The organism is Anabaena sp. TISTR 8404 (genome assembly GCF_056847745.1).
The window spans coordinates 4162678-4188782 of sequence record NZ_CP180578.1 but is presented as its reverse complement, the minus strand read 5'-3'; the positions used below and the strand labels follow the sequence as shown (position 1 = coordinate 4188782).

Sequence of the window (26105 nt, the reverse complement as noted above, 5' to 3'; positions counted from 1 at the left end):
ACAAAATGAAGCATAAAACACATTCAGAACATTCCAGTTGTTGTAGTCATGAACATGAACATCAGCATCATGAGAATCATAACCATAACCATGAGCATAATCATGATGAGAATCATAACCATGATCACGGGGGAGAATTTATCTTAAAAAACGAGATATTTTCTCTAACTTTGATTGGCATTTTATATTTATCTGGGTTAATTTTTGAACAACAGTTACACAATACACCTTATTCTATTGGTGAATATCTAATTTTTATCCCTGCTTATCTTCTAAGTGGATGGAGTGTTTTAAAAACAGCCGGACGGAATATCCTTCGAGGGAGAATTTTTGATGAAACATTTTTAATGACAATCGCAACATTAGGCGCTTTAGCAATTCATAAATTACCCGAAGCTGTGGGTGTAATGTTGTTTTACAAAATAGGAGAATTATTTCAAGATATAGCCGTTAGTCGTTCCCGCAACTCGATTAAAGCTTTATTAGAAGTACGTCCAGATTATGCCAATCTTGAGATAGAAGGCGAACTAAATAAAGTGTCTCCAGAAACAGTAAAAATAGGAGACATTGTGGTTATTAAACCTGGTGAAAAAATTCCTTTAGATGGTGAAATAATCACAGGAAAGTCTCAAATTGATACATCTGCTTTAACAGGAGAATCTGTACCGCAAACAGTTAAAGTTGGAGACACGGTATTAGCTGGATCAATCAATCAAGTTGGATTAATCAAAATTAAAGTTACAAAATTATTTAATGAGTCTTCCATTGCTAAGATTTTAGATTTGGTACAGAATGCCAGAAGTAAAAAAGCAGAAACCGAAAAATTCATTACAAAATTTGCCCGTTATTATACGCCAGTAGTTGTGTTTATATCTTTGGCAGTAGCGCTATTACCACCTTTATTAATTCCTGGCGCTACATCTTCAGAATGGGTGTATCGGGCGTTAATATTATTAGTGATTTCTTGCCCTTGTGGATTAGTAATCAGTATACCTTTGGGATATTTTGGTGGGATTGGTGGTGCTGCTAAACGCGGTATTTTAATTAAAGGTTCAATGTTTTTGGATACTTTAACCACAGTCAAGACAGTAGTTTTTGATAAAACAGGCACTTTAACAAAAGGAGTATTTAAAGTACTAAAAATTGTCCCATTCAATGGATATAATGAACAAGAAATATTGGAATTAGCAGCAAAAGTAGAAGGTCATTCTAATCACCCGATCGCGCAATCAATTCGAGAAGCATACGGTGATAGTCTTGATATATCAACAGTGACAGATTATGAGGAAATAGCAGGTCATGGAATTAGGGCAAAGGTAGACAATAAAGTAGTATTATCAGGAAGCGATCGCTTACTACATATAGAGAATATTATCCATGATACCTGCAATGTTGAAGGTACAGTTGTGCATTTAGCAATAGATAATATTTACGCTGGATATATTATCATTGCTGATGAGTTAAAAGCCGATGCTAAAGAAGCGATTCAAGCACTCAAAAAACAGGGTGTAGAAAAAACAGTCATTTTAACAGGAGATAATCAGGCGATCGCTTCTCGGATTGCTCAACAACTTGGCATAGATTCCTATATTGCCGAGTTATTACCAGAAGAAAAAGTCGATGCAATTGAAAAGTTAATCAGCACCAATAATAAACATAGCAAAGTAGCCTTCATCGGTGATGGAATTAATGATGCACCTGTAATTGCTAGAGCCGATGTTGGTATGGCAATGGGTGGTTTAGGCTCAGATGCAGCCATTGAAACTGCCGATATAGTCCTCATGACAGATGCACCTTCTAAAGTAGCCACAGCAATCCAAATTGCCAAAAAAACTCGCAAAATTGTTTGGCAGAATATTAGTTTTGCCTTAGCAATTAAAACTGCATTTATTGGCTTAGGTATTTTAGGTGTAGCAACAATGTGGGAAGCTGTGTTTGCTGATGTTGGTGTCGCTTTGTTAGCAATTTTTAACGCTACTAGAGTGATGAAATAAAAGGGAACAGTAGACATGAAAAATCGTCACTAATAACTCATACTGTTCAACAGAGTAATACAGTGAATCTACCCATCAAAAACATAGCAACTGCTGCCTTAGCTTTATTAATTAGCTACTCAGCAACCCCAGCAGTTGCATTACCCCAAAATCACTTTCATCACCTCACGATTGCGAAATCACAACCGTTAACAGATAACTTAATTGTTCCTGGCGAACGAGTCGGGCCGATTACACGTAAAACTACTAAAAAAGATTTAGTGAGGCTATTTGGTGCTGCTAATTTAGTTGATAAAACTATTTATGGCTCAGAAGGAATCGGTCGTTTTGCTGCTACTCAGGTAAACTTAGGTCGAGAGCGATCGCTTTTGGTAGTTTGGAGCGATAACACTCGTACTAAACCTCTAAATGTGCATAACTTAGGAACTGCTTGGAAAACCCGCGAAGGTATTGGTGTTGGTACTGGGTGGAGTGAGTTACGCCAAAAATTAGGCAACTTTAAACTTTATGGACTGGCTTGGGATTATGGCGGAACTATTTTGCTAGATACCAGCCGGCTATCGCGCTATCAAGGTAAACTGATCTTACGGGTGGATGCTGCACCCAATGCTTCCGAGAAATATCCTAATGATTATCGTGCAGTGTTAGGTGATAGCACTTTTTCTTCCAGCAACCCCCACTGGAAACCTTTGGGAGTGAGGCTGGCGGAAATAACTGTTTTACTTAACTCAGAGCAGTAAACTCATTTACTGGAGATTCTTGGACTTCTCAGCCTGAAAAACTGCGATCGCTAAATAATCAGTGTTTATTTATACCATTTTTTATTCATACAATCGCTATACTCATTTATAGGTTCTACCTGGGAATGATGAAGTGGCTTTGCCACTTCTTTTTATTAAAGCTTAAGTATATAGGAATCCGATTTGATTACTGAAAATCCTTGTGTAGGTAGGGAACAGGGAACGGGGAACAGATAACAGGAAATTTATTTGTGTACTGATTTTTTTCACTAATCAAATATGCGTCCTATATAAAATTAAAAGTACAATCAAAAGTAGGGTGGGCATTTTAAGCGAATATATTAGTAAATGCTCACCTTACAGATATCTCAGCACTTTTTAATCATTAGTCAAATCATCACGCCATTTATTGTGGTTTTCTTTGAGTTCGATTTCACGCGATCGCGCTAACTGCCAAGTTCCCCACATTAGGGGTTTTTGTCTTTCAACATGATTGATAAACTGCATGATTGATTGATCGGCTTTAATGGGTGTTCTTAAGTCAAAGCGAATTGTCCGAAAAATTTTGTTGTCACCCTTAACAAAATTTTTACCTAAAAATTTCGTTAGCCACAGCACAAATTGATTAAATAACCTGCCAAAAACTCCTCTACGTTTTTTAACCATTAATATAGTTTGACCTTCTGTTTTACCAGATTCTAAAAGACGCAGAGCAAACATCAGATGTAAACCTAGAAAATCAGGGCCAAGCGTCACAATAGCAATAGAGCCATACCAATAACAAACACTGTAATTAATGGCTTTTTTTGATATAGAACGAATCAGTTTTGTAAAGTTAGAATCCCTAACTATATCTGTAATATTAGTGAAAATAATAGCATTATGATTATACTCCTGCTTATCAAAGATGACTTCTAATGGTAATTTGTGAACTGTATTGAAGTGTTGAGCATCAATTGCATTAATCATCACCACATTAGGATGACAGTTTTTGACAAAGTGAAACCCAAAAGTTACATCAAAATCATCTTGTTCTAAATCTGGAATAAATGGTAGTGGTTGTTGTGGAGTTTCTCCAGTCCAAATCCAAATCATGCCGTACTTTTCATCGGTTGGCCAAGTCTTTAATTTAATAGGTAGTGGCTCATCTAAGCAGGGAATTTCTACACATATTCCTTGCTCATCAAACTTCCAATGATGGAAAAAACAGCGAATTTCGTTACCTTCAACTCTGCCTTCTGCTAAGTGAGCGCCCATGTGTGGACAGTAGGCATCACAAATAACTACCCTTTTATCTTGACCACGATAAACTACTAGATTTCTGCCCAAAATAGTGACGGCTTTTACCTCACCTATTCGCAGATTTTGAGATGGCATTACCCAATGCCAGCCCTCAATAAAACGCTCTGGGTTATTAAAAGTTTTAGGTTTACGCATCGAGATAAAATTATGCGAGTTAACATTGATTTTTAGGTTTCACTAGAAGTGAAGCGGTTCCTCTAGGAATATCATGTTAATCTCAGCAAAACGGTTATTTTAAGTACTAGCAAAAACATTAATTCAATTCATTTAAACAAAACTGTTAAATTTTTGGCATAGCAATAAAAACTGGTATTTTCTAGAAACTAATTATTATCAAGAGTTGTAAAACTAAAACTACGGAAAATACTAATAAATTTAAGAATATTCTGCTTTAATAATTCATTTGAAAAGTTAGTTTTTCATAAATATAAGGGCTAAAGGAAACTTGTCCTTTAACCCTGACTCTAATTTCTACAATCAGTCTGTTAGTTTCTAATCAAGAATTAAGCTGCGGGATAGCCTGCTTCGGCTAAAGCATCCTTAATTTTTTGCTCAGAAGCTTGAGTTTCTACACTAACCAGCTTAGTTTTAGGATCGGCTTCAACGCTGGCATTGGCATCAACTGTCTTTACTGCATTGGTAATATTGTTTGCACAAGCAGAACAAGCCATGTTGGGAACTGTGAGTGTAAGTGTCATAGTTGTAAGATTTTGAACGATAAAACTATTTAGACCAAGCTTGATACCATTGCTGCATCTGCTGAATTTCAGCAGTTTGTGATTTGATGATAGCTTCAGCTAAGTTGCGAATTTCAGGATGGGTAGCATTATTAGCTACCATCTTTGCCATCATCACTGCTGACTCATGGTGAGGAATCATCTGGCGAATAAATTCCTTGTCGAAGTCAGAAGCATTTTTCAAAGTCTCCAGATTCATCTCCATGCCCATCATTCCTGAGTGCATGGACATTCCTGGCATACCATGACTTCCACCATGATGCATTGCCATACCATTTTTTGGAGTAGCAGGGACTTCAGTACCGTACCATTGTTTGTACCAAGCTCTCATTTGCTCAATTTCTTTGGTTTGGTCGGCTTTAATTGCAGTAGCCAGCTTTTTCAACTCAGGATGTTGCGCTTTTTGCAAAGCCAAATCTGCCATTTCTACCGCTCCCTGATGGTGGGGAATCATCATTTCGATGAAGTGCTGATCTACTTGTTGTCTCCCAGCCATCTTATGTGGCATAGTGCTGCTTGCACCACAAGGCGGCGATGATAACGGACGCTGTTGTTCTGCTTTGGCATTATAGGTTATCGATAAACCTGTAATAGTACTTCCTGCGAGTATACCTACAAGCCCATAAATTGTTGTTTTACTTAACATACTGTTCCTCCTTTCTGGTTCAAAGGAGCTATTTGTGTTCTACTTGGGTGCATCTTGTTAGACTTAAATTCATCCTAAACTCTCCATGAGACTGGAGAATCTAGCAGACTTTACAATTCGTTACATTTACTAGGCGACAAAAGGATGTGTTGTCTAAAAATCTGTTGGTGTAAGCCCTGATGATCCATAGGCTGAAAACAAAAAGCCCCCGGTTTTTGCCGGGGGTATCTATCTCTATCAGCATCAACCTATTCCTACATAAACGAGAATCGCACTTGTCAGAGGTTATTGCATCAGCACTGATGCATTTATTGCATAACATCAATCCGATTATTGCAAAAAAGTGTAAAAGATAAAAGCGATCGCTCCCAATATCCAAAAGAAAAAGGCTTAACAGTACGTTAAGCCTGAAAATGTCCTAGTGCTTAAGCAGACATCCGTGATTAATTTAGACATACTAGCTTGACAGTTCATCTCCCTAAAGGAGGTCATTTGACGTTGAAGAAAAAACTTGAGAAAAATAACACATCACGTTAAGCTTCCTTAGCGTAACTGCACGCGGTGACATCAGGTAATGACAAATCAACACTCCCTAGAAATTCCCTTCTGTACTTGGAATCGTCCCATAGGCTTAGGCTGGGACAAACCTTATACCGTCCGCTACGCTAGTAATATTGATGATGGCCCTTGGCATGGTATGCCTTTGGGCGGTTTTGGTGCAGGTTGCATCGGTCGTTCTTCTAGGGGAGATTTTAACCTGTGGCACATCGACGGCGGTGAACATATCTTCAAAAATGTCCCGGCTTGTCAATTCAGTGTGTTTGAGTTGCATGGCACATCTTCTCAAGCCTATGCTTTATCTACTGCATCACCGGAAGATGGTAGCCTCAATGCTTGGCAATGGTATCCAGCAAGTACTGAGTCAGCTTTTACAGGGAATTATCATGCTTTATACCCGCGTAGTTGGTTTGTATATGAAAATGTGTTTCAAGCACAGCTAACTTGTGAGCAGTTTTCACCTATCTGGGCAAATAATTATCAAGAAACTAGTTATCCTGTGGCGGTGTTTTTGTGGAAAGCGCATAACCCCAGCAATACACCGATTACCCTCAGCATTATGCTGACTTGGGAAAATATGGTGGGCTGGTTTACTAATGCGTTGAAGTCGCCGGAAGTAAAAATCCGTGATGATGGTAGTCCAGTTTATGAGTATCAGCCGCGTTGGGGTGAGAGTAAAGGAAATTACAATCAGTTAGTGGAAAACTCTGAATACTTAGGCTGCTTTTTAGGACGGGTGGGGATGACTGAACCTGTGCAAGAAGGTGATGGGAGTTGGTGTATTGCAACCTTAAAACATCCCCAAGTAGAAGTGTTTCACCACAGCAGATGGAATCCTGAAGGTACGGGTGAGGAGGTATGGCAAAGCTTCGCGGCGGACGGTTCTTTGCCTAATTATATAGAGCCAAATCCAGCGACCGAAAATCAACAGTTAGGCAGTGCGATCGCAGTTCGGTTCACTCTCCAACCAGGGGAAACTTTAGAAATTCCTTTTGTGTTGGCTTGGGATTTCCCGGTAACAGAATTTGCAGCGGGAATAAATTATTACCGCAGACATACAGATTTTTTTGGTAGGAGTGGAAATCAAGCTTGGGAAATTGCGACTACTGCTTTAGAAAATTATCAAACTTGGCGATCGCAAATTCAAAGTTGGCAAGCACCAATTCTCCAGCGCGAAGATATGCCAGATTGGTTCAAAATGGCATTATTTAACGAATTATATGACCTGACTAGCGGTGGTACTCTTTGGAGTGCAGCATCAGAAATCGACCCTATCGGTCAGTTTGCTGTGTTGGAATGTTTAGATTACCGCTGGTATGAAAGTTTAGATGTGCGGTTGTACGGTTCCTTTGGGCTGCTGTTGCTGTTCCCAGAATTAGAAAAGTCGGTAATGCGGGCTTTTGCACGGGCAATTCCCCAAAGTGATGACCATCAAAGGATTATTGGCTATTACTATACAATTGGTGCAGATACGACAACTGCCACCCGTAAAGTTGCAGGTGCAACACCCCACGATTTAGGCGCACCCAATGAACAAGTCTGGGAGAAAACTAATTACACCTGTTATCAAGACTGTAATTTGTGGAAAGATTTAAGTTGCGATTTTGTTTTGCAAGTCTACCGAGATTTTCTGCTGACTGGTGGCGATGATGTAGAGTTTTTAGCAGACTGTTGGGATGCAATAGTGCAAACCCTCGATTATCTGAAAACTTTTGATAAAGATGGTGATGGAATTCCTGAGAATTCTGGCGCACCAGACCAAACCTTTGATGATTGGCGGTTACAAGGGGTTAGTGCTTACTGTGGCGGCTTGTGGTTGGCTGCTTTGGAAGCGGCGATCGCAATTAGTGATATTTTAATAACGAACCACAGAGATGCTGAGAAAGAGAAACAGAAGTCTATCTATGAAAAATGGTTACAGCAATCTCGCCCTATTTACGAAGAAAAACTGTGGAATGGTCAGTATTACAAATTAGATAGTGGTAGTGGTTCTGCTGTGGTGATGGCAGATCAATTATGCGGTCAATTTTATGCAAGATTACTAAAACTACCGGATATTGTACCGAGCGATCGCGCCCTTTCTGCTCTGAAGACTGTTTATGATGCTTGCTTTTTGAAGTTCCAAAATGGTCAATTTGGTGCGGCGAACGGTGTGCTTCCCGACGGTTCTCCAGAAAACCCCAAGGCTACCCATCCTCTGGAAGTTTGGACAGGAATCAATTTTGGACTAGCGGCTTTTCTAGTGCAGATGGGAATGAAGGATGAAGCTTTGCGACTAACACAAGCTGTAGTACAGCAAGTTTACAACAACGGACTGCAATTCCGCACTCCAGAAGCTATCACCACAGTCGGGACTTTCCGCGCTAGTACTTATCTCCGCGCAATGGCGATTTGGGGTATTTATTTAGTGATGAATAAATAGACAACAGGTGAAAAATACTCACAAATGTAATTTGTGAAGATTGGATATCAGGGTGCAAGAGGCGTTGCTTACTTACACCCTATTCCTCTAAACTTCTTGTTTAAACCGTTGATTTTTCGTCTCAATCTGTAAATTCTAATAAGAAAGGCTAGGGGGAATAGTCCCAGCCTTGGCAGATAGATGTGTATCTCTGGTATTAGTAAAATATCGCCTATGAATATGTCACTGGCGTTTCAATTCCTTGGCAAAAATGCGATCGCACTAAAATAAAAAAGGCGGAAAGACCGCCAACTTACACTTACACCTTATTTATCTGACTAAATTCAGTTTGCCTTATTGAAATGACATTGTTATTACAACAATATGTCAAACCATGACAAGGTATTCTTTTTCTACCTCAATCAAAGGCTAATAATTTTGCAGTATTTGTGACATTCTGTATAGAAAAAATCAACCTTATTGTTATCAAGGGTTTTAGCCTAGGAAGGGCTTTTCTGAGCTTCTTTTTGAGCCGCTTCGCTATACTTCCTATATAGTTCAGTACGAATCTGAGCTTCTCGATAGCGAGTGTGATTTGCTGGTACTGCTGCCATTAAATCAGATGCTCGTTGCCACTTAGCAGCTAAATCTAACCATTGAACTGAAGTTGTAGCTGTTTTGCCACTAATGGTAGCTTGGTTGGCAATTCGCACAGCAGCTCCAAAAGGATCTTTCTCTTCTTCAGCGTCACCAAAATTACTTTTAGCAGTCGTGACTGGTGCAGCTGGTTTACTTTCTTTAGCGTTGGCTGTAGTGACAGGTTGAGATGTTTCTAATTGAACTAAAATTTTCAACCTATCACCTAACTGAGCATATACAATCCAACCCAACAACACTACAAAGCCCACACTGACGGCTGTTGGTATTCTGGTTTTTGGTAAATACTTATATTTATCTCTTTTATTTAGTACGGAAGTACGAGAAGATTGATTCTTTAGCAGGGCTGATTGTGCTAGTTGTGTAGCTCCTGCCAAATCCTGAATTAGCTGTTTAACTAAATGTGGTTGAGTTAAGGTAATTTCCTGTGACCACAGTAATTGATTTTCACGATCGCTATAAATTTCTTTTAGCCAAAGTAATTGTTCTTCTCTAACAATTCGGCTATTAATATTAACTCGATGAATATTGCGCGGTGCGATCGACTCCAGGATTTTCTGGATTTGTTCTACTAAGGTCGATTGTTCCAGTTGCTCTTTTTTAGATGCTTCACAGAGAAGTTGTAAAACTCCATCAGCAAAAATAGCTCTGGTTCTGACACCAGAGTGGGCTAACTTTTCGTTTAATAATTGAATAATTGCGGCAACGCTACCCTGGTGAGCTTGCCAAGCAATATCATTTATCCGATCTACCATTTCTAGCATTTGAGTTTTCGTGATAGCTTTTTAACCCTGATTTATTACCGGACTGTGGATACTTAGGCTTCTGTTCATGGGAACTTTAGCTTGTCTTAGATTTTATGAGTAAAAAGACGAGTTGCCAAATAAAATCTTTAAAATTTAGCCTGCTTCTGCTTTTGGCAAGAAGACCTATCAGTTTTAGTCAGTGTACCCTGATTCTGAGTAACTGATTCATGAAGCAGTTATAAACATCACTTCTGTAGTATAAAGTTCTGCACGTCTAAATAGTATCAGGGTCAATACCTAGCAATCACAACTTTTCTCAGAATTTTTCTACCTGAGACCTGTTGCTTGTTTGACTATTCTTTCCTATTGCAGTGCTTCTATAGAACTCATATTTGATGAGTGAAAAAAATCAGTACACAACTAACTTTCCTGTTATCTGTTCCCTATTCCCTGTTAAGAGTTCCCTTCCTACACAAGGATTTTCAGTAATCAAATCGGATTCCTATACCATTTCCCTAGTAATTAGCAGCTTTTCTTCAGTGTCTTCTCGATAAAAACCCATAAATCAGCACCCCTAACTGCTGTGAAGAGAGAAAATAGGGGTAGGTAGTAGATTTGCTGATAACTCTTAAACAAACTGCTATGGCGATCGCCTTTAAGATATCACCTTAGCTTGCAGCTATAAGTTAAATAAGCAAAGCTTAATTACTCTTCTCTCCGCCGAAAAAATTGTTTTTCTGATAACTTATCTTTCTTGGAACAAAATTCTGAGCAGTTTTTAGCCTCATCAGTCATCACAATAGAAGGTTGCACTGCACATTTAAGATAATGGTTGTTAGAATAAAAGCGGCAATTTTTACAAGGGACTTGATGCAAGCTCTTGACGCTAAATACCATCTTGTTATCTAAAACACTCTGGATTTTTCTTAATACCAGAAAAAAAATTATCCAACTAAACAGAAGACCAATCGGACTTAAATATAACGTTGCAGCCGGAACATTTAAGCCTTGAGGTTGTGTTTTTTGATTTTGCAACTCACTCCGACCCAAATAAGAATCATTGACTTCTATTGTTTTTTTAACTTCTGTTTTAATAAACATAATATTACTATAAGTATTTGTGACAGATTGATATGTGTTAAATGAAAATGCTGAACGGATTTATAGGAATCGGATTTGATTACTGAAAATCCTTGTATAGGTAGGGAACAGGAAACAGGGAACGGGGAATAGCAAAGAAGTAATTAAGGTCTACTGATTTTTTTCAAAAATCAAATATGAGTCCTATATATGAAATAACCTTAATAAGAATAATGTATAGTAACTTACAATTATCTACATAATCAGCGGTTAAGTATACCTACACAATATTTTATTAGATAACTAGTAGTACTAAGTATTCTGTTTAAGATTCTAATTATATATTTAGCAAAAGAAAATTCATTGTATCTCTGCCAAGAGTTTTGATTATAGTTGATGGGTATATATCAAAAGAAATAGGCTACTCGTTTATTTTGCTAAAAATAACTTTATGTTAAAATACTGAAATATTTTTTATTTTAGATTTACAGTTTTCATGCTTTTTAGGCATAAAAAAAGGTGGTTTTACCCACCTGAATGTCTTACTCTCCAGAAAACTTATTTGCGGCTACCTAACCACTTAGCAGCTGCGATACCTAAAATTGCGGCTACTACAGGGTTACTCAGGAATTTAATAATACCAGGTTGCTCTGCTAGTACTTCGCGGAAAATGTCTGGGTGGTTGTGATAAGCAAAAGATGCAAGTTTGCTGACATCATCTGCACTCATCCGGTTGGGGTTGTGAGTGGAAAGACCTAACTGTTGTTCCAAATGGCGCTCATCTAAACCTCTTTCTTTTAAGTGTTTGAAGAAAGCGCGAGCAACATCATCGCGTTCATTGGGTTTAATTTGTGCGATCGCCTTTTGTAATTCTGGCTCCATTTGGCTGGAGGGAATGCGCTCTGGATGAAGAGAACGACCAAATAATTGGCGACGTTGATCTGTAGTTGTCCGTTGAGCGAAATCGTCAAAATTATCGTATTGAGTAGCTGCATCGGTTGATGGCTCATCCAATGATTCCACATCACCTTGAGCTAAATCTTGCATTATATGCCGTCTGTATTCTTCGCTGGTTGACACTTTTTTATCTCCTTATTCAGAACCAATTTCCGAATTTTCTCTTTCTCAATCCAAAATCTAAAATTCGTATTAGCTATACTTCACTTGATTAGTCTGAACATCGTATTGAGTCGTCAGAATTAACTTTTTGTCAGGGCCGTAAACCAAAACAGTTAAATCTTGATTAGGGAAATTCTTCCGAAAACCTTGAACTAAAGACTTGGCTAAAGGTTTAACTTCATTTGGACGAACTTCACGGGAAATCACAACACCTAATTTGTTGTTATCTCTCACGTATGCGTCCTTAATTAATCCTCTGGATGTTTGCACAACCCAGTTACCAAAAGTTTGACCCCCAGCAGTATTACCTCTCTCTAATTCGCTGTAAGCTACATCTCTACCAATTGCAGGCGGGTTAGTTGTGCGATCAGCTTGAGTGACTGTAGAGCCACCACAAGCGGTAGTTACGGTTAACACCACAATTAAAATACCAGCGATCGCAATTTTCCGAATCTGCTCCAGCAGTATCATCTTCTCACTCCCAACATGAAAGCTTTTATATGTCAAATTATTTGTATTTCTTAGCTAGTGAAATTGAATAGGATATTATTTTTAACTTCATAATTAATCATTTCTCTAGCTAAGGAGAGCAGAAATTTAGAGACGTAAAAGATTGCATCTCTAAATTTGCGCTCTGTCAGCCTAGGTTAATCAGAAAGAGAAGAATGAGTATCTAAGTTTCAATTCTCTAGATTTCATCCTTTTATTAATTGCAAACACAATTAATTCTAGTCAATCTTTCTTTTTACAGAATCTTTGACATCTTCCATGCCTTGACGTACTTCGCTTTCAGCTTGTTTTGCTTTGCCTTCAGCTTTATCTTCTGGATCACCAGTTACATTACCCATTGCTTCTTGAGCTTTGCCTTCAATATTTTTAGCAGTAGCTTTTGCGCGATCTTCTAAGCTCATTTTACTCTCCTAATCTTATATAAATAAACATTCAAAGTTGTTATTTACTTTGAACTTCTTGGTTATCACTCTTACAACTTAACTTTATATTTCTGCTGTAGCCTTCCACCACAGGATATATTATTGGTCTCTATAAAAGGAGAGATACTAACAATAATCAAAATCCCCGACTTCTGAAAGAAGTCGGGGATCTGAAACTAAACCTTTAAATTAAGTTAGATTAGTAATGATATAAATCTAGCTTTTTCTACTATTAAAATCATTAAAAAACCCGCTTTCTTTTAGAAAGCGGGTTGATTAGATAATGAAAAATGATTTTTTGATCTAGTCGATAAAACCCATAAGAATTTCAGAATCGTCAATAATATTTGATGCAACTGGACGGTTCCCCATTACGGAATAGCTGCTAGAAACTACCAATGAACTAGAAGCAATTGGACGCAGACCCGAGAGGTTAATGCTATCAACAACTTTGATAGTATTGGCAGCAATAGGACGAATACCCATCACATTGATGGTCTCTACTACTTCTAAATTACTAGCAGAAATGGGACGTATACCCGCAATCGAGACTGTCTCAGCTACTTGTAAATCACTGCCAGCAATCGGACGAACCCCAGCAATAGCAAGTGTTCCAGGCTTATCGGAATTATTTGTATCTTGAGTGCTTTGCTCGTTATTCACAGCTTGACCTTGATTATTTTCAACTTCCACGGTTGTTTCTCCCTTTAGTTTGGCACGTCTTTGACGCGGACTAGCTGCTTTGCCAGTGCTGCTTATGGCCATAAACTAATACCTCTGGTTTCTTAATTGAACTTTACAATATTTGAGGAAAAATTAGACTTTTTTCCATATATCAAAGTTTACCCTTAAAAAACCTTGCATAGGTATAATTATCTTCAAAACTTACACATAAGTAAATTTAAAGAATAAATATTTGTAAAATAATATTGCTATTTATTCATTTGGGTACGGAAGCTCAACAGGTACAGAGTGGTTCGCTACTATGAGATAGGGTATTTCCAATGAGAAGTGCTGAGTTGAAAGTGCTGAGTGCTGAGTAGAGAGAACATCGAATCACAGATGGGCTATCAAACTTTTTTCGTACTCAAGCATTTAGAGTCATACAAAAGTACTTAGCACTTTTTACTCAGCACTCAGCACTCAGCACTGAGTAAGGTAAAACTGTATGACAGAATTTTGTCTTCAAGCTCCCTTTGCACCTACAGGTGATCAACCACAAGCGATCGCACAACTTGTTTCCAGTATCCAAGCGGGTAATCGTTACCAAACCTTACTGGGAGCCACAGGAACCGGCAAAACCTTTACAGTAGCAGCAGTAATTGAGAAGGTCGGTAAACCAGCCTTAGTTTTGGCACATAACAAAACCTTAGCTGCACAACTTTGTAATGAGTTACGTGAGTTCTTTCCCAAAAATGCAGTTGAGTATTTTGTCAGCTACTACGATTATTATCAACCAGAAGCGTATATTCCCGTAACCGATACATATATTGAAAAGACAGCTTCGATTAATGATGAAATTGATATGTTGCGTCACTCAGCGACGCGATCGCTGTTTGAACGTCGTGATGTTATAGTCGTTGCTTCTATTAGCTGTATCTACGGTTTAGGAATTCCCGCTGAATACTTAAAAGCAGCCATACCCTTAAAAATTGGCATGGAAGTCAATCAACGCGAAGTTTTGCGCGATTTAGCATCTGTGCAATATAGTCGCAACGATTTAGAAATGGGTCGAGGACGTTTTCGCGTCCGGGGTGATGTTTTAGAAATCGGCCCAGCCTACGAAGATAGAATTATTCGTGTGGAATTTTTTGGCGATGAAATTGACGCGATTCGCTATATTGACCCGGTAACAGGTGAAATTATTAATAGTTTGGATGCTGTTAATATCTACCCAGCGCGTCACTTTGTTACACCAGAAGAACGGTTAGAAATCGCTTGCGAAGATATTGCCTTTGAATTAAAACAGCGAAAACTAGAATTAGAAACAACAGGCAAATTATTAGAAGCGCAACGGATAGATCAGCGCACTCGTTACGATTTAGAAATGTTGCGAGAAGTTGGTTATTGCAACGGTGTAGAAAACTATTCGCGTCACCTTGCAGGCCGACAAGCAGGCGAACCACCAGAATGTTTAATTGATTATTTCCCAAAAGATTGGCTGTTAGTTATTGATGAATCTCATGTGACTGTGCCGCAAATTCGGGGTATGTATAACGGTGACCAAGCTAGGAAAAAAGTGTTAATTGAACATGGATTTCGTCTTCCCAGCGCCGCAGATAACCGTCCTTTAAAAGCAGATGAATTTTGGCAAAAAGTCAACCAATGTATTTTTGTTTCGGCTACACCTGGCAATTGGGAATTAGAAGTTTCTGATCATCACATAGTTGAGCAAGTAATTCGTCCGACTGGGGTAATTGACCCCGAAATTTCTGTGCGTCCGACAGAAGGACAAATTGATGATTTGCTGGGAGAAATTAAAGATAGAGTTGACCGCAATGAAAGAACGTTAATTACAACATTAACTAAGCGTATGGCGGAAGATTTGACCGAATATTTGCAAGACCACAGTATTCGTGTGCGGTATTTGCATTCCGAAATTAATTCAATTGAACGTATTGAAATTATTCAAGATTTACGCGATGGGAATTTTGATGTGTTAGTTGGGGTAAACTTGCTGCGGGAAGGTTTGGATTTACCAGAAGTTTCCTTAGTAGCAATTTTAGATGCAGATAAAGAAGGTTTCTTACGTGCTGAACGTTCTTTAATTCAAACGATTGGTCGAGCCGCACGTCACGTTCGCGGACAAGCGATTTTATATGCTGATAATTTAACAGACAGCATGATTAAAGCTATTGAAGAAACTGAAAGACGGCGTAATATTCAAACTGCATATAACCGGATACATGGAATTACACCGCAACCAATTATCAAAAAATCTAGTAACGCAATTTTGTCGTTTTTAGAAGTATCGCGCAGGTTAAATGCCACAGAGTTAAAAGCGGTAGATGAACATATTAATGAAATACCTTTAGAGGAGATTCCCGACTTAATTACCAAGTTAGAAGCACAGATGAAAGATGCCGCGAAAAAACTAGAATTTGAAGAAGCAGCAAAATTGCGCGATCGCATCAAACATCTGCGAGACAAATTAATCGGACACTAGTAGACTAGTACAGTTCGGCGGAAGTAAACTACCTATTCTAAATAGCTGAAAGCCGTACTCTCAGAGGTTGTTTTAAAAGTCATAAAAGAAGATACTAAAAACCCCTCTCCAAACCTCTCCCCGACGCGGAGAGAGGCTGTAAAACCCCCATTCCCTCATGAGTGTTGGGGGGTTGGGGGTTTAGGTTTTTAAGATTTTGATGTTCACAACAATACTTTCCAAACATCCTCTCAGAGTTTCTTCATTTCATACTTCATACTTCATACTTTAGCCTTTTTGTACTAGTAGTACTATTCTCCTAAATAAATACCTAAACCACGAGCAGTTTTGACCAAAGCATCTTCTGGGTTGACGGCTTTATACTGAGCGATCGCTTCTTCTATTGGTACGGTGATCACTTGGCGATTTTGCCAAGCAACCATGTAATCGTATTTACCTTCCTCAATCAGATTGACGGCGGCTACGCCAAAAGCAGAGGCGACTAATCGGTCTAGAGGTGAAGCTGTACCACCGCGTTGGATGTGTCCTAACACTGTGACTCGTGTTTCTGCACCAATGCGATCGCTAATTTGATCGGCTAGATATTCCCCAATTCCCCCATATCGTGATTGACCCAAACGATTAGTTAAGGTGCGAATTTCGCCTTCTTGAGTTCGCACTGCTTCGGAGACAATAATTAAACAATAGTTTTTGCCTTCCTCTTGACGGTTTTTAATGTGGTAGCAAATGTCATCCATACTGTAGAGGATTTCGGGAATTAAAATTACATCTGCACCCCCGGCAATTCCCGCAGCTAAGGCGATGTGTCCGGCATCACGACCCATTACTTCTAATATCATGACTCGACTATGAGAAGCGGCGGTGAAATGTAATTTATCCAGTGCTTCTGTAGCAATATTAACAGCGGTATCAAATCCAATGGCATGTTCAGTAATGCCGATATCATTATCAATGGTCTTCGGGATACCGACTAAGTTGATCCCGCCTTGTTGTGCAAGGCGACGCAGAATCGCTAAACTACCATCCCCACCAATGCCAATCAACGCATCTAAATCTAATTGATGATAGCCTGCAATAATTTCTGATGAGCGATCGCACAAACTACCATCAGGCATAGGAAAAGCAAAAGGATCACCTTTATTAGTAGTTCCTAACATTGTGCCGCCAGAGGTTAATAAAGGATCAACTTGGTCGATTTCTAATTTAGTAACTTGTGGCGGCCGTGCCATTAATCCTAGAGTTGCTTGCCGAATGCCTAAGACTTCCCAACCTTTACCGTTAGCACAATGAACAACAGCTCTAATCACTGCATTCAAACCAGAGCAATCTCCGCCACTGGTAAGAATTCCTATACGCTTACTTTTACCCATATTTTTTAACGTTGCAAACGTGAAATAATTTCACTCACTACCAGAGTTAGCTAATGCTTGAAAAATCTAATTAAATGCTATGAATTTGGTTGATTAAATCTCTATATTGCTTGATTTCAGACCAAAAACACATCATAAAATTGATAACAGCAAAGTTTTACGGTCATCTGACTAGAAGCTTAATCTCAAAGTATAGTTTTGATTATTTCATTACTTTAAAAGTCTAGGATAATTTGTGTATACCCCATTTTTCCGAAACAAAATTTCATGATTTTCAGTATTTAATAATTTAATGTTGCTAATTTTAACTATTAAAAACTGAAGTCTTAATGCTTGATTTTGTGAGGGCAGAAAAACTCAGTCAAAAGTATGAAGTATGAAGTATGAAATTCTATCTTCTACTTCTTGGCTTTTGACAAAGGACAAATAACCAACTTCAATTTACTTACCTGGCAATTCTACTCATATACCTGCCCCACAGTTGAGCGGCTTGGGCGCTGCTACCAGAAGTGGGGGAATTATTATCATTTCCTAGCCAGACACCTGTAACTAAGCGGCGGCTAGGAATAAAACCAATAAACCACAGATCAACGTTTTTATCAGTAGTACCTGTTTTACCAGCTTCTCCCATACCAATAGCAGCACTACGACCAGTACCTCTGGAGACCACTCCCCGCATCAAGGTGGTCATTTGATCAGCTACATCTGTAGAGAGAACTCGCTTGTTAGCCTCGCGGTTTTGGTCAAAGGAATAGATCACCCGGCAGCTTTTTAAATCATTCCGATCCTTGCAATCACCGCTATCTAAAATTCGGCTAATCGCATGGGGTGGATTCCACACACCTTGATTGCCAATCGCACCAAAAGCCCCAGTCATTTCTAAAACATTCACTACACTTTGACCCAGTACTAAGCCAGGAACCGGATCAAGCTCTGACTTTACCCCCAAACGCTGTGCCATTGCCACAACTTTATTCAACCCTATTTCTTTAGCAACTCGCAAAGCAATTGGGTTTTCGGAAAGGGCAAGACCTGTAGCAATGTCTAAACTTACGTCTGCACCAGCACGACAAGGTTTATAGGTAAAGCCTTGCCAAGGTAAAGGGGCGCAAGAATAAGTTTTATATGGTGAAATTCCCTGTTCGATGGCGGCTGTATAGGCAAAAATTTTAAAGGTAGAACCTGGTTGCCTTTTGGCTTGGACAGCGCGATTGAATTGGCTTTTGCGGTAATCAGTACCGCCTACCATCGCCAGAATACTACCTGTTTTCGAGTCTAAAGTAACGATCGCCCCTTGGGAAAAACGAAAGGTTGAGCCAGAAGTACTGACTGAGTTTTTCAATGATGCTTCGGCTTGGGCTTGAATTGCTGGATCTAGCTGGGTTTCAATGATGTAGTTTCCTTCTCTGGCTGCGCCTTCTCCTAATATTGATTCCAGTTCTTGAAACACATAACTGTAAAAATAAGGCGCAATCGTTTTGGCTTGCTGTTCGCAAACTTTAGGGCTGACTTGGACTGTAGAACGTCTCGCCCGATTTGCATCTTCTTGGGAGATTTTGCCCATTTCCAACATTCGCTTAATCACGCGGTTGCGGTAATCAGCAGCTTCTAGTTTATTTGGGCCGTCACCACAAAAATCAAAGGCGTTGGGAGCAGGTAAAATTCCCACTAATGTTGCGGCTTCTGCTAGAGTTAATTCTTTCGCTGACTTTTCAAAATAAAACTTTGCCGCATCCTCAAAACCAGAAGTATCTCCGCCTAAAAATACACGATTTAAATAAGTCAGCAAAATTTCATCTTTGCTATAAAACGTTTCTAACTTGAGAGCTACAATTGCTTCACGCAATTTTCGTCCGAGGGAGTCCTGATTACCAACATAATCACGGAATAAACTACGAGCAACTTGTTGGGTAACTGTACTTGCTCCTTGCTGTAAATCGCCACTGCGGCTATTAATTAACACTGCACGTAAAATCCCCAAGGGGTCTACACCAACGTGCCAGTAATAACGAGTATCTTCTGAGGCGACTACAGCGTTAGCCAAATAAGGGCCAAAATCTTGCAAGCGCTTCATGTCTACGTGGGCGGTTGTGCGCGGTTCACGTAGAGGGGTTGAACCATCACGGGCGTAAACGATGACAGGGGCGCGAGTAGCTGTTGGTAGAGGTCTGACAGAAAACTTCATCCATTCCACACCAATCACCAAAGCTAACAGTGCAGTAGCACCACCAACACCATAACCTGCCCAAGTTGCAGCTTTGACATACCATGCTGGCGGATCGACATATTGCAATCTGACTGATGCAGCTAGTTCTGGTGGCCCTAAAGTGATGATGTCGCCATGTCGCAGTTCTAAAGAAGTCAGCCGTCTTTTACCAAGATAAATGCCATTGGTTGAGTTTTCATCTTTAATCACGAACACAGGTTTGCGTTGGGTAGAGTCCCGCGACAGTGACAGATGAATTTGGCTGACGACTGGGTTACGAACGACTATATCGCTAGATTTAGAACTTCGTCCTAGGATATAGCGATCGCCTAACAATGGATAAACCTCCGCCTTATCCGCCCCTGCATCTTGTACCCACAGTTCTGGTACTTTGGCGTTCGGCTTAAGTGCCAACTTGGAAAAATCGACCCTAGCTTGAATTGTATGTACTGCTTGAGTCAGTTGACCAAGTATAGTTTGCGGCTTTTGCGGGGGTTGGGGAGAACTCATCGGCTATTTACATCACGATTATTTGGCAGTGAAGAATCGGCGAATGGCGATTTCCTGACAGATCTTTCACCATTTTACTCATAGCCACAACAGATTGTGGCGTTCTGATCATCGTGCTTCTAGCCCAGCTTGTAAATCCGCAAAAATAAGGAGCGTTATTGAATTAAATGATGATGATTGTGGGGTAAGCCAGACAGCCTGCCCCATCAATACCAAACATGGTCATCTACAAAACTATTAAAATTATTTTAATTAGCTTGTTACTGCAACCAACTTTTTGCGACTAGGACGCTTACGGTCTGATTTTTTCTTCAGTCCCACAGCTTGCGCTTGGTCACTGTCTGAACCGTACTGTCCGCGCACAACTTCTTTCATTGCTATCACAGCATTGTGAAATTCCCATTCTGCCAATCGCGCCGCATCAGCCGCCGCACGATATAAAGTTAATTTCTCAGTTTCGGCTTGTTGCGTAGTCAACATAGCTTGATAAGCTTGTTGTAAGTTAGCAGCAGTAGCATCAGCACGGCTGGTTTCGTAAGCACTGATAGTTTGCAAGCCGTGTAATGAGTCAACATCTTGACTAATAACTTGAGGGCGCAAACGACGGGTTGTATCTGGATTTGTCATAGTTGTCTACGTAATAAATTATATATTTAATGTACCCATTGCAACAAAAGAACTAACAGTATAAATAATAGTCTGATAATTAACAGTAATTTAATGTTCGCAAGGCGTGGCATTAACAATGCAAGGCGTGGCATTAACAATGCAAGGCGTGGCATTAACAATGCAAGGCGTGGCATTAACAATGCAAGGCGTGGCATTAACAATGCAAGGCGTGGCATTAACAATGCAAGGCGTGGCATTAACAATGCAAGGCGTGGCATTAACAATGCAGGGCGTGGCATTAACAATGCAGGGCATGGCATTAACAATGCAGAGCGATGTATTAAAATTGCACGAAGCGATCGCATCAAAAATTAAGCTTGCTTTGCTTGTATCAACGGGAATGGAATGGTGCGATCGCCCAATAAAATTAACCTCAAACTCAAACTCCGCGTAACTTTGCGCTTACCTCCGCGCCACTCCGCGTTTAAAATTAAGCATAGTTATAGTACACAATATATATGAATATTTCCTTGACTCCAGAAATAGAGCAATTTATTCAAAATCAAGTTGCAAGCGGTAAGTATGCTTCAACAGAAGCAGTGATTATTGCAGGTATTAAACTGCTGGAAGAAAGAGAATGTATTTATCAAGGTAGATTTGAAGAATTGCAACAGGAAATCATGATTGGAGTCGAAGCTTCAGAACGTGGGAAAGTTATTGACGCAGAAACGGTTTTTCATCAACTAGAACAGAAACTACAACAGCGTCGTCAGCAGACTAATAAATGAGCAATATTTGTAGATTTACTGCTCCTGCAAGTCGGGATATTGAGAAGATTATTGATTATGTTGCTGACAACTAGCCAGATTTTCACGAAAAGTAATTGTGTTAGGATGACTTACCCCTAAACTCAGTTCCGCAATTTGCAAAGCCTTCTGGAACAGTGGTTCGGCTTCACCGTACCTGCCTTGGGAATAGTACAAAAATGCCAAGTTGTTGTAAATGGAGGCGAGATTGGGATGCTTTTCTCCCAGCAGCCGTTGCCAGAGTTGCAAAGCTTTTTGGTAAAGTGGTTCGGCCTCGCTATCCCGTCCTTGAGAATGGTATAGGAATCCCAAATTGTAGTAACTGGTAGCGACATCAGGATGCTCTTCTCCTAAAAGCCGTTGCCTGAGTTGCAGCGCTTTTTGGTAAAGTGGTTCGGCCTCGCTGTACCGTTTTTGGGAATTGTACAGAAAAGCCAAGTTGTTGTAACTCTGAGCGACATCTCGATGCTCTTCTCCTAGCAGCTGTTGCCTAAGTTGCAAAGCTTTTTGTAACAATGGTTCAGCTTTATTGTACTTTCCTTGAGAATTGTATAGTGACCCCAAATTGTTGTAACTGGCAGCAACATCGGGATGCTCTTCTCCTAGTAGCCGTTGCATGAGTTGCAAAGCTTTTTGGTAATATGGTTCGGCTTCGCTATACAGTCCTTGTAAATTGTATAGTGATGCCAAGTTGTTGTAACTGGTAGCGACTGAGGGATGCTCTTCACCCAAAAGCCTTTGCCTAAGTTGCAGAGCTTTTTGGTAAAGTGATTCGGCTTCACTGTAACGTCCTTGAGAATTGTAAAGGTTAGCCAAAGTGTTGTAACTAGTGGCGATATCTTGATGTTCTTCTCCTAGCAGCCTTTGCCAGAGTTGCAAAGCTTTTAGAAACAGTAATTCAGCTTTGCTGTAATGTCCTTGTAAATAGTAAAGATTAGCTAAATTGTTGTAACTAGCAGCAACATCTTGATGTTCTTCTCCTAGTAGCCGTTGCATGAGTTGCAAAGCTTTTTGATAAAGTGGTTCAGCTTCACTGTAACGCCCTTGAAACCTATAAAGATTAGCTAAGTTGTTGTAACTGGTGGCGACATCTTGATGTTCTTCTCCTAGCAGCCTTTGCCAGAGTTGCAAAGCTTTTTGAAGCAGTGGTTCTGCTTCCCTGTATTGTCCTTGTAATTTGTAAAGTGATGCCAAATTGTTGTAACTAGCGGCGACATAAGGATGCTCTTCTCCCAATCGCTGTTTTGCCACTGATAAACATTGCTTTCGCCAAGGTAAAGCTTGGGCGTAAGCTCCTTGACCTTCATAAAATTGACCTAAGCCAAAAAACGGCCAAATTAAATCTTTATCACTTAACCAAGTGTGGTAAGCCTTGGCAACTTCAGCAAGGTGGCGAATAATGGGAGTAAATGTAGTAATGTCTTCCAATACAGGTTTTTGAGGAATTGCTTGCGCTACTTCTACCATCGCCGCGCAGTAATTATATTTTTGCTTATCAGCAACAGCTAAATTATTTTGCTTACCTCTAAAAAACTCTTGAATCAGTCGATGTAACCGATAACTATCTTCACCTTGGATTAAATGCAAACTTTCTAATTCAACTCTCGCATCTTCCAAGGCTTCCGCATCTTGATCTTTTGCCGCACTTTCCACCAAATCCCAAGGAATTGGAGCTAAAGCAAATAAACTGAGTAAACACCCTAACTCTTGAGCAGGTTCACTTAATTCTGTCCAACTCAATTCAAAAGCTGCGGCTACTCCTCGTTTTACATCAAGTGTCCAAGTAGGGTCATTTTCATCCACCACTAAAGAAGGATGAGCTAATCCTTTTTCTTCTAACCGTCGCAACATCTCCGCTAAAGATATCTTGCGTTTTTTTACATACCTTCCCACTAATTGCAACGCTAAAGGCAAATAACCTAAACGCTGACATAGTTCTTGAGCCTTTGCCGATTCTTGTTTTACTTTATCTTCCCCAATTAATTGATTGAGTAATAACAGCGCATCAGTTTCTTGTAAAACTTCCAGAAATAAAGAACCAGCTAAATCTAACTTGAGTCGCGTGGTAATAATTACCTTAAACTGAGATGGTTGGGGTGGTAGGTAAGGTTTTATCTCACCATAATTTGTCACATCATCTAAAACTATGAGCGTGTTTCCCTCCCGCCAATGTTGCCAACACCAACGCACTCGTTCCGGTAACTCTAAATCATCAGGAATTGGCAAACCTAAATCTGTTCTGGCAAATTGTACAATTTGCAAACCAATATCTTCTGCTCTTCCTTGTAGCCAACAAATTCCACCAGGGTAACTCTGTAATTGTAAATGCAGCAGCGAATACTGGATTGCTAATTCTGTTTTCCCCACGCCCCCCATACCTTCCACAGCCGCAATAACTACTTCATCATTACGTTGCAACTGTTGATAAAGACGTTTTAATTTTCCCTCTCTTCCAACAAATTTATCTGTGTTACTTTTAGGAATGTTTTGCGGAAATCCAGTTGGTTTAGGAATATTATCTAAATTATTAACTGTTTGGTAAATCTGGGTAATATCTTTGATTGTAATATTGCCACCGACTTGTAAATTTTCAAGTTTTACTTGTACAACTTTAGAGTCTGGCTCGTTTGTCATAATTTTAAATTAGAATATGGCATTACATTATGAGGCTTTTGTTGGGTTTTGCTATCGCTCCACCCAACCTACAAACTGCAATAAATTGCAAATTATGAATTATCTTTCAACTTGTTGGTTTAAATTACTCACATCAATGTTTTTAGCTTTCACTTCTTTAACGTTTACTTGCTCAACTGAACCGTCCCCCGCAACTTTTTGAGTGAGATCTTTTACTGTTAAATCCTCAGTTATTTCAATATCACTCAAAACTACTTGACGGATAGTTGCATCTTGTGACTTTAGCTGTTCAACAAGTTCTCTCAATTTATTTGCAAATTCTGCATCTGCATCCATCTGGGTTTGCAGTTCATCTCGTAGCTTTTCTTTATTCTTATCTGTGGGATCATTTTCGGCTCGTTTGAGTAACCCTTCTGTTCCCTCTGCTTGAAACTTTGCCCGAATGGTGTCTACTAGTTTTTTAAATGTCTCAGCCGCACCTTGGCCTAAAGCTTTACCACTTTCTTTGATTGCTTCCGAGAAAAACAAAGTGACGATCACTGCTGCGGTTAAAGGTTCTACCATAAGTTTGTACTTAAATTGAGTAGTAACAAAGTGATATACAAACTTACTGTACAATTTTTCGGATTTTGAAGCGATCGCAAATAGCTGCTACACCTAATTGTTGGGATTCATCGCGTTTCCCCTGAATCAAATCGGTAACTTTCAGCATTTTCTGGGTGATGTTTCAGTAGTTGAAATAACAAAAGTGAGAATTGTTGAAGCAGTTTATAGAATATTGATTTTAATTTCATAAAATATTTTAATATTTGCTTAGACAATATCTCGACAGCAACTTAATTGTCTTAGCTGAGTTATTTGATTTACATTAATAAATTTCTGATCCCTATCGTGAAAAGGTGATTTTATCTCATATTGTTGCTGATATAACTAGATTTTGTCGCTTGATTTTTGTATTTTAGGAAACTAACATAGCTGCGGGAAATTATTGAAATTATTATGCTTTAGCATATATAACTAAATTCCACAGCACAAATAAACATCATCTTTTAGGAAGATTTTCTAAATTTAATTGTTTGATTTAATGGGGCGAGTGTTCTGTTTCCGTTGAGGTTAATTTCATAATGAAGGGAAAATCTCTGTCGTTGATTGGCACAGCTTTGACTTTGGCTCTCAGTGCTAACGTTGCAGTTGCTCAATCCAGTAAATCCCCAATCGCCCAATCCAGTAGCACATCCAATAGTTCACCAACGGAAATTCAGCTGTCGCCAGAAGGTTTAGAAATTCTGTGTAAGCGTTTCCCCTTAAATTCACGTTGTCCTAACGGTCAACCACTCACCCCCAGCTCTTCTGGTACTACCACCGTACCAGACACACAGCCTTCTGGAACCACAACAACTCCCGACAGCACAACAGTACCTGCTGAACCTGGTACTCCTGGTAGCACGACTGCACCAGATACCACTGCTCCTACCCAAATCACACCAGCACCAGGTAGCACAACTACACCAGATTCCACAACTCCTGGTACTACAAATACACCAGATTCCACAACTCCTGGTAGCACGACTGCACCAGATACCACTGCTCCTACCCAAATCACACCAGCCCCAGGTAGCACAACCACACCAGATTCCACAACTCCTGGTAGCACGACTGCACCAGATACCACTGCTCCTACCCAAATTACACCAGCCCCAGGTAGCACAACTACACCAGAATCCACCACTCCTGGCAGTGTAACTCCTGCGCCCGGTTCTAGCAGCACACCTGACAATAGCATCCAACCAGGCTCGGCATTACCTTCTAAATAAAAGTACAAAATCTGGTTATGGAAAACTTCTGTGATATCGCGTCTATTTGAACACGCAACGTGAAAGCTGGGGAATTAG

The 26105-nt window shown here is 39.7% G+C and carries 22 protein-coding genes; 7 read left to right on the top strand and 15 right to left on the bottom strand.

What is annotated here, in order from left to right; genetic code table 11:
* Window positions 1–5 precede the first annotated feature (5 nt).
* The gene (locus ACMX3D_RS18120; RefSeq protein ID WP_482747267.1) at window positions 6–1994 is read left to right on the top strand and encodes a heavy metal translocating P-type ATPase; all 1989 of its coding nucleotides are present in this window, start codon (window positions 6–8) and stop codon (window positions 1992–1994) included.
* 62 nt (window positions 1995–2056) lie between these two features.
* Entirely contained in the window at window positions 2057–2734 is a 678-nt protein-coding gene (locus ACMX3D_RS18115; protein ID WP_482747266.1) for a hypothetical protein, read from the top strand.
* Window positions 2735–3112: 378 nt separating this feature from the next.
* On the opposite strand, the gene ACMX3D_RS18110 is transcribed toward ACMX3D_RS18115, so the two are convergent.
* From ACMX3D_RS18110 to ACMX3D_RS18100, 3 genes are all read right to left on the bottom strand, one after another.
* Window positions 3113–4201 carry an aromatic ring-hydroxylating dioxygenase subunit alpha gene (locus tag ACMX3D_RS18110; RefSeq protein ID WP_482752375.1) on the bottom strand — a complete coding sequence of 363 codons (1089 nt, stop codon included), beginning with the start codon at window positions 4199–4201 and terminating at the stop codon, window positions 3113–3115.
* A 338-nt stretch (window positions 4202–4539) separates the two neighbouring features.
* Complete coding sequence (locus ACMX3D_RS18105) at window positions 4540–4734, bottom strand: heavy-metal-associated domain-containing protein (protein ID WP_482747265.1); 195 nt, start codon at window positions 4732–4734, stop codon at window positions 4540–4542.
* A 25-nt stretch (window positions 4735–4759) separates the two neighbouring features.
* Complete coding sequence (locus ACMX3D_RS18100) at window positions 4760–5419, bottom strand: DUF305 domain-containing protein (RefSeq protein WP_482747264.1); 660 nt, start codon at window positions 5417–5419, stop codon at window positions 4760–4762.
* A gap of 574 nt (window positions 5420–5993) precedes the next feature.
* On the opposite strand from ACMX3D_RS18100, the gene ACMX3D_RS18095 reads away from it, so the two are divergent.
* Window positions 5994–8399, top strand: coding sequence for a GH116 family glycosyl hydrolase (locus ACMX3D_RS18095; protein WP_482747263.1), 2406 nt, complete (start codon window positions 5994–5996; stop codon window positions 8397–8399).
* A gap of 479 nt (window positions 8400–8878) precedes the next feature.
* Here ACMX3D_RS18095 and ACMX3D_RS18090 read toward each other — a convergent pair whose 3' ends face one another.
* The 6 genes from ACMX3D_RS18090 to ACMX3D_RS18065 all read right to left on the bottom strand — a co-directional run bounded on the left by ACMX3D_RS18090 (window position 8879) and on the right by ACMX3D_RS18065 (window position 13677).
* Window positions 8879–9790 carry a hypothetical protein gene (locus ACMX3D_RS18090; protein ID WP_482752374.1) on the bottom strand — a complete coding sequence of 304 codons (912 nt, stop codon included), beginning with the start codon at window positions 9788–9790 and terminating at the stop codon, window positions 8879–8881.
* A 696-nt stretch (window positions 9791–10486) separates the two neighbouring features.
* Window positions 10487–10882 (bottom strand): hypothetical protein, encoded by a 396-nt coding sequence (locus tag ACMX3D_RS18085; protein ID WP_482747262.1) that lies wholly within the window; start codon window positions 10880–10882, stop codon window positions 10487–10489.
* A 537-nt stretch (window positions 10883–11419) separates the two neighbouring features.
* On the bottom strand, window positions 11420–11941 hold the full coding sequence (locus tag ACMX3D_RS18080; protein WP_482747261.1) for a hypothetical protein: 522 nt from the start codon (window positions 11939–11941) through the stop codon (window positions 11420–11422).
* Between the two features lie 69 nt (window positions 11942–12010).
* Window positions 12011–12451, bottom strand: a complete 441-nt coding sequence (locus ACMX3D_RS18075; RefSeq protein ID WP_482747260.1) for a hypothetical protein — start codon at window positions 12449–12451, stop codon at window positions 12011–12013.
* A gap of 257 nt (window positions 12452–12708) precedes the next feature.
* Window positions 12709–12891: a CsbD family protein gene (locus ACMX3D_RS18070; RefSeq protein ID WP_482747259.1), complete on the bottom strand. Its 183-nt coding sequence runs from the start codon at window positions 12889–12891 to the stop codon at window positions 12709–12711.
* 324 nt (window positions 12892–13215) lie between these two features.
* Complete coding sequence (locus ACMX3D_RS18065; protein ID WP_482747258.1) at window positions 13216–13677, bottom strand: hypothetical protein; 462 nt, start codon at window positions 13675–13677, stop codon at window positions 13216–13218.
* Between the two features lie 403 nt (window positions 13678–14080).
* Between ACMX3D_RS18065 and uvrB the strand changes: the two genes are divergently transcribed.
* A complete protein-coding gene (gene uvrB / locus ACMX3D_RS18060; protein WP_482747257.1) occupies window positions 14081–16078 on the top strand; it encodes an excinuclease ABC subunit UvrB in 1998 nt (665 codons plus the stop codon).
* A gap of 290 nt (window positions 16079–16368) precedes the next feature.
* Here the strand turns inward: uvrB and ACMX3D_RS18055 are convergent, their stop codons facing one another.
* From ACMX3D_RS18055 to ACMX3D_RS18045, 3 genes are all read right to left on the bottom strand, one after another.
* On the bottom strand, window positions 16369–17448 hold the full coding sequence (locus tag ACMX3D_RS18055) for an ATP-dependent 6-phosphofructokinase (RefSeq protein WP_482747256.1): 1080 nt from the start codon (window positions 17446–17448) through the stop codon (window positions 16369–16371).
* A gap of 445 nt (window positions 17449–17893) precedes the next feature.
* The gene (locus ACMX3D_RS18050; protein WP_482747255.1) at window positions 17894–20164 is read right to left on the bottom strand and encodes a transglycosylase domain-containing protein; all 2271 of its coding nucleotides are present in this window, start codon (window positions 20162–20164) and stop codon (window positions 17894–17896) included.
* 252 nt (window positions 20165–20416) lie between these two features.
* Window positions 20417–20791, bottom strand: a complete 375-nt coding sequence (locus tag ACMX3D_RS18045; protein ID WP_482747254.1) for a hypothetical protein — start codon at window positions 20789–20791, stop codon at window positions 20417–20419.
* Window positions 20792–20909: 118 nt separating this feature from the next.
* On the opposite strand from ACMX3D_RS18045, the gene ACMX3D_RS18040 reads away from it, so the two are divergent.
* Complete coding sequence (locus ACMX3D_RS18040; RefSeq protein WP_482747253.1) at window positions 20910–21227, top strand: hypothetical protein; 318 nt, start codon at window positions 20910–20912, stop codon at window positions 21225–21227.
* 64 nt (window positions 21228–21291) lie between these two features.
* Window positions 21292–21561 carry a type II toxin-antitoxin system ParD family antitoxin gene (locus ACMX3D_RS18035; RefSeq protein ID WP_482747252.1) on the top strand — a complete coding sequence of 90 codons (270 nt, stop codon included), beginning with the start codon at window positions 21292–21294 and terminating at the stop codon, window positions 21559–21561.
* A 48-nt stretch (window positions 21562–21609) separates the two neighbouring features.
* Here the strand turns inward: ACMX3D_RS18035 and ACMX3D_RS18030 are convergent, their stop codons facing one another.
* From ACMX3D_RS18030 to ACMX3D_RS18020, 3 genes are all read right to left on the bottom strand, one after another.
* Window positions 21610–24213 carry a tetratricopeptide repeat protein gene (locus tag ACMX3D_RS18030; protein WP_482747251.1) on the bottom strand — a complete coding sequence of 868 codons (2604 nt, stop codon included), beginning with the start codon at window positions 24211–24213 and terminating at the stop codon, window positions 21610–21612.
* Between the two features lie 99 nt (window positions 24214–24312).
* On the bottom strand, window positions 24313–24777 hold the full coding sequence (locus ACMX3D_RS18025) for a hypothetical protein (RefSeq protein ID WP_482747250.1): 465 nt from the start codon (window positions 24775–24777) through the stop codon (window positions 24313–24315).
* Between the two features lie 107 nt (window positions 24778–24884).
* On the bottom strand, window positions 24885–25007 hold the full coding sequence (locus ACMX3D_RS18020; RefSeq protein ID WP_482747249.1) for a DUF2887 domain-containing protein: 123 nt from the start codon (window positions 25005–25007) through the stop codon (window positions 24885–24887).
* A gap of 330 nt (window positions 25008–25337) precedes the next feature.
* On the opposite strand from ACMX3D_RS18020, the gene ACMX3D_RS18015 reads away from it, so the two are divergent.
* Complete coding sequence (locus ACMX3D_RS18015) at window positions 25338–26027, top strand: hypothetical protein (protein ID WP_482747248.1); 690 nt, start codon at window positions 25338–25340, stop codon at window positions 26025–26027.
* The last annotated feature ends 78 nt before the right edge of the window (window positions 26028–26105 follow it).

Excerpts from the sequence above, each read along its gene's own strand:
- ACMX3D_RS18120 (WP_482747267.1), top strand. The coding sequence starts at position 6 with ATGAAGCATAAAACACATTCAGAACATTCCAGTTGTTGTAGTCATGAA.
- ACMX3D_RS18105 (WP_482747265.1), bottom strand. The coding sequence starts at position 4,734 with ATGACACTTACACTCACAGTTCCCAACATGGCTTGTTCTGCTTGTGCA.
- ACMX3D_RS18100 (WP_482747264.1), bottom strand. The coding sequence starts at position 5,419 with ATGTTAAGTAAAACAACAATTTATGGGCTTGTAGGTATACTCGCAGGA.
- ACMX3D_RS18095 (WP_482747263.1), top strand. The coding sequence starts at position 5,994 with ATGACAAATCAACACTCCCTAGAAATTCCCTTCTGTACTTGGAATCGT.
- ACMX3D_RS18090 (WP_482752374.1), bottom strand. The coding sequence starts at position 9,790 with ATGGTAGATCGGATAAATGATATTGCTTGGCAAGCTCACCAGGGTAGC.
- ACMX3D_RS18085 (WP_482747262.1), bottom strand. The coding sequence starts at position 10,882 with ATGTTTATTAAAACAGAAGTTAAAAAAACAATAGAAGTCAATGATTCT.
- ACMX3D_RS18075 (WP_482747260.1), bottom strand. The coding sequence starts at position 12,451 with ATGATACTGCTGGAGCAGATTCGGAAAATTGCGATCGCTGGTATTTTA.
- ACMX3D_RS18070 (WP_482747259.1), bottom strand. The coding sequence starts at position 12,891 with ATGAGCTTAGAAGATCGCGCAAAAGCTACTGCTAAAAATATTGAAGGC.
- ACMX3D_RS18065 (WP_482747258.1), bottom strand. The coding sequence starts at position 13,677 with ATGGCCATAAGCAGCACTGGCAAAGCAGCTAGTCCGCGTCAAAGACGT.
- uvrB (WP_482747257.1), top strand. The coding sequence starts at position 14,081 with ATGACAGAATTTTGTCTTCAAGCTCCCTTTGCACCTACAGGTGATCAA.
- ACMX3D_RS18055 (WP_482747256.1), bottom strand. The coding sequence starts at position 17,448 with ATGGGTAAAAGTAAGCGTATAGGAATTCTTACCAGTGGCGGAGATTGC.
- ACMX3D_RS18050 (WP_482747255.1), bottom strand. The coding sequence starts at position 20,164 with ATGAGTTCTCCCCAACCCCCGCAAAAGCCGCAAACTATACTTGGTCAA.
- ACMX3D_RS18045 (WP_482747254.1), bottom strand. The coding sequence starts at position 20,791 with ATGACAAATCCAGATACAACCCGTCGTTTGCGCCCTCAAGTTATTAGT.
- ACMX3D_RS18040 (WP_482747253.1), top strand. The coding sequence starts at position 20,910 with ATGCAAGGCGTGGCATTAACAATGCAAGGCGTGGCATTAACAATGCAA.
- ACMX3D_RS18035 (WP_482747252.1), top strand. The coding sequence starts at position 21,292 with ATGAATATTTCCTTGACTCCAGAAATAGAGCAATTTATTCAAAATCAA.
- ACMX3D_RS18030 (WP_482747251.1), bottom strand. The coding sequence starts at position 24,213 with ATGACAAACGAGCCAGACTCTAAAGTTGTACAAGTAAAACTTGAAAAT.
- ACMX3D_RS18025 (WP_482747250.1), bottom strand. The coding sequence starts at position 24,777 with ATGGTAGAACCTTTAACCGCAGCAGTGATCGTCACTTTGTTTTTCTCG.
- ACMX3D_RS18020 (WP_482747249.1), bottom strand. The coding sequence starts at position 25,007 with ATGAAATTAAAATCAATATTCTATAAACTGCTTCAACAATTCTCACTT.
- ACMX3D_RS18015 (WP_482747248.1), top strand. The coding sequence starts at position 25,338 with ATGAAGGGAAAATCTCTGTCGTTGATTGGCACAGCTTTGACTTTGGCT.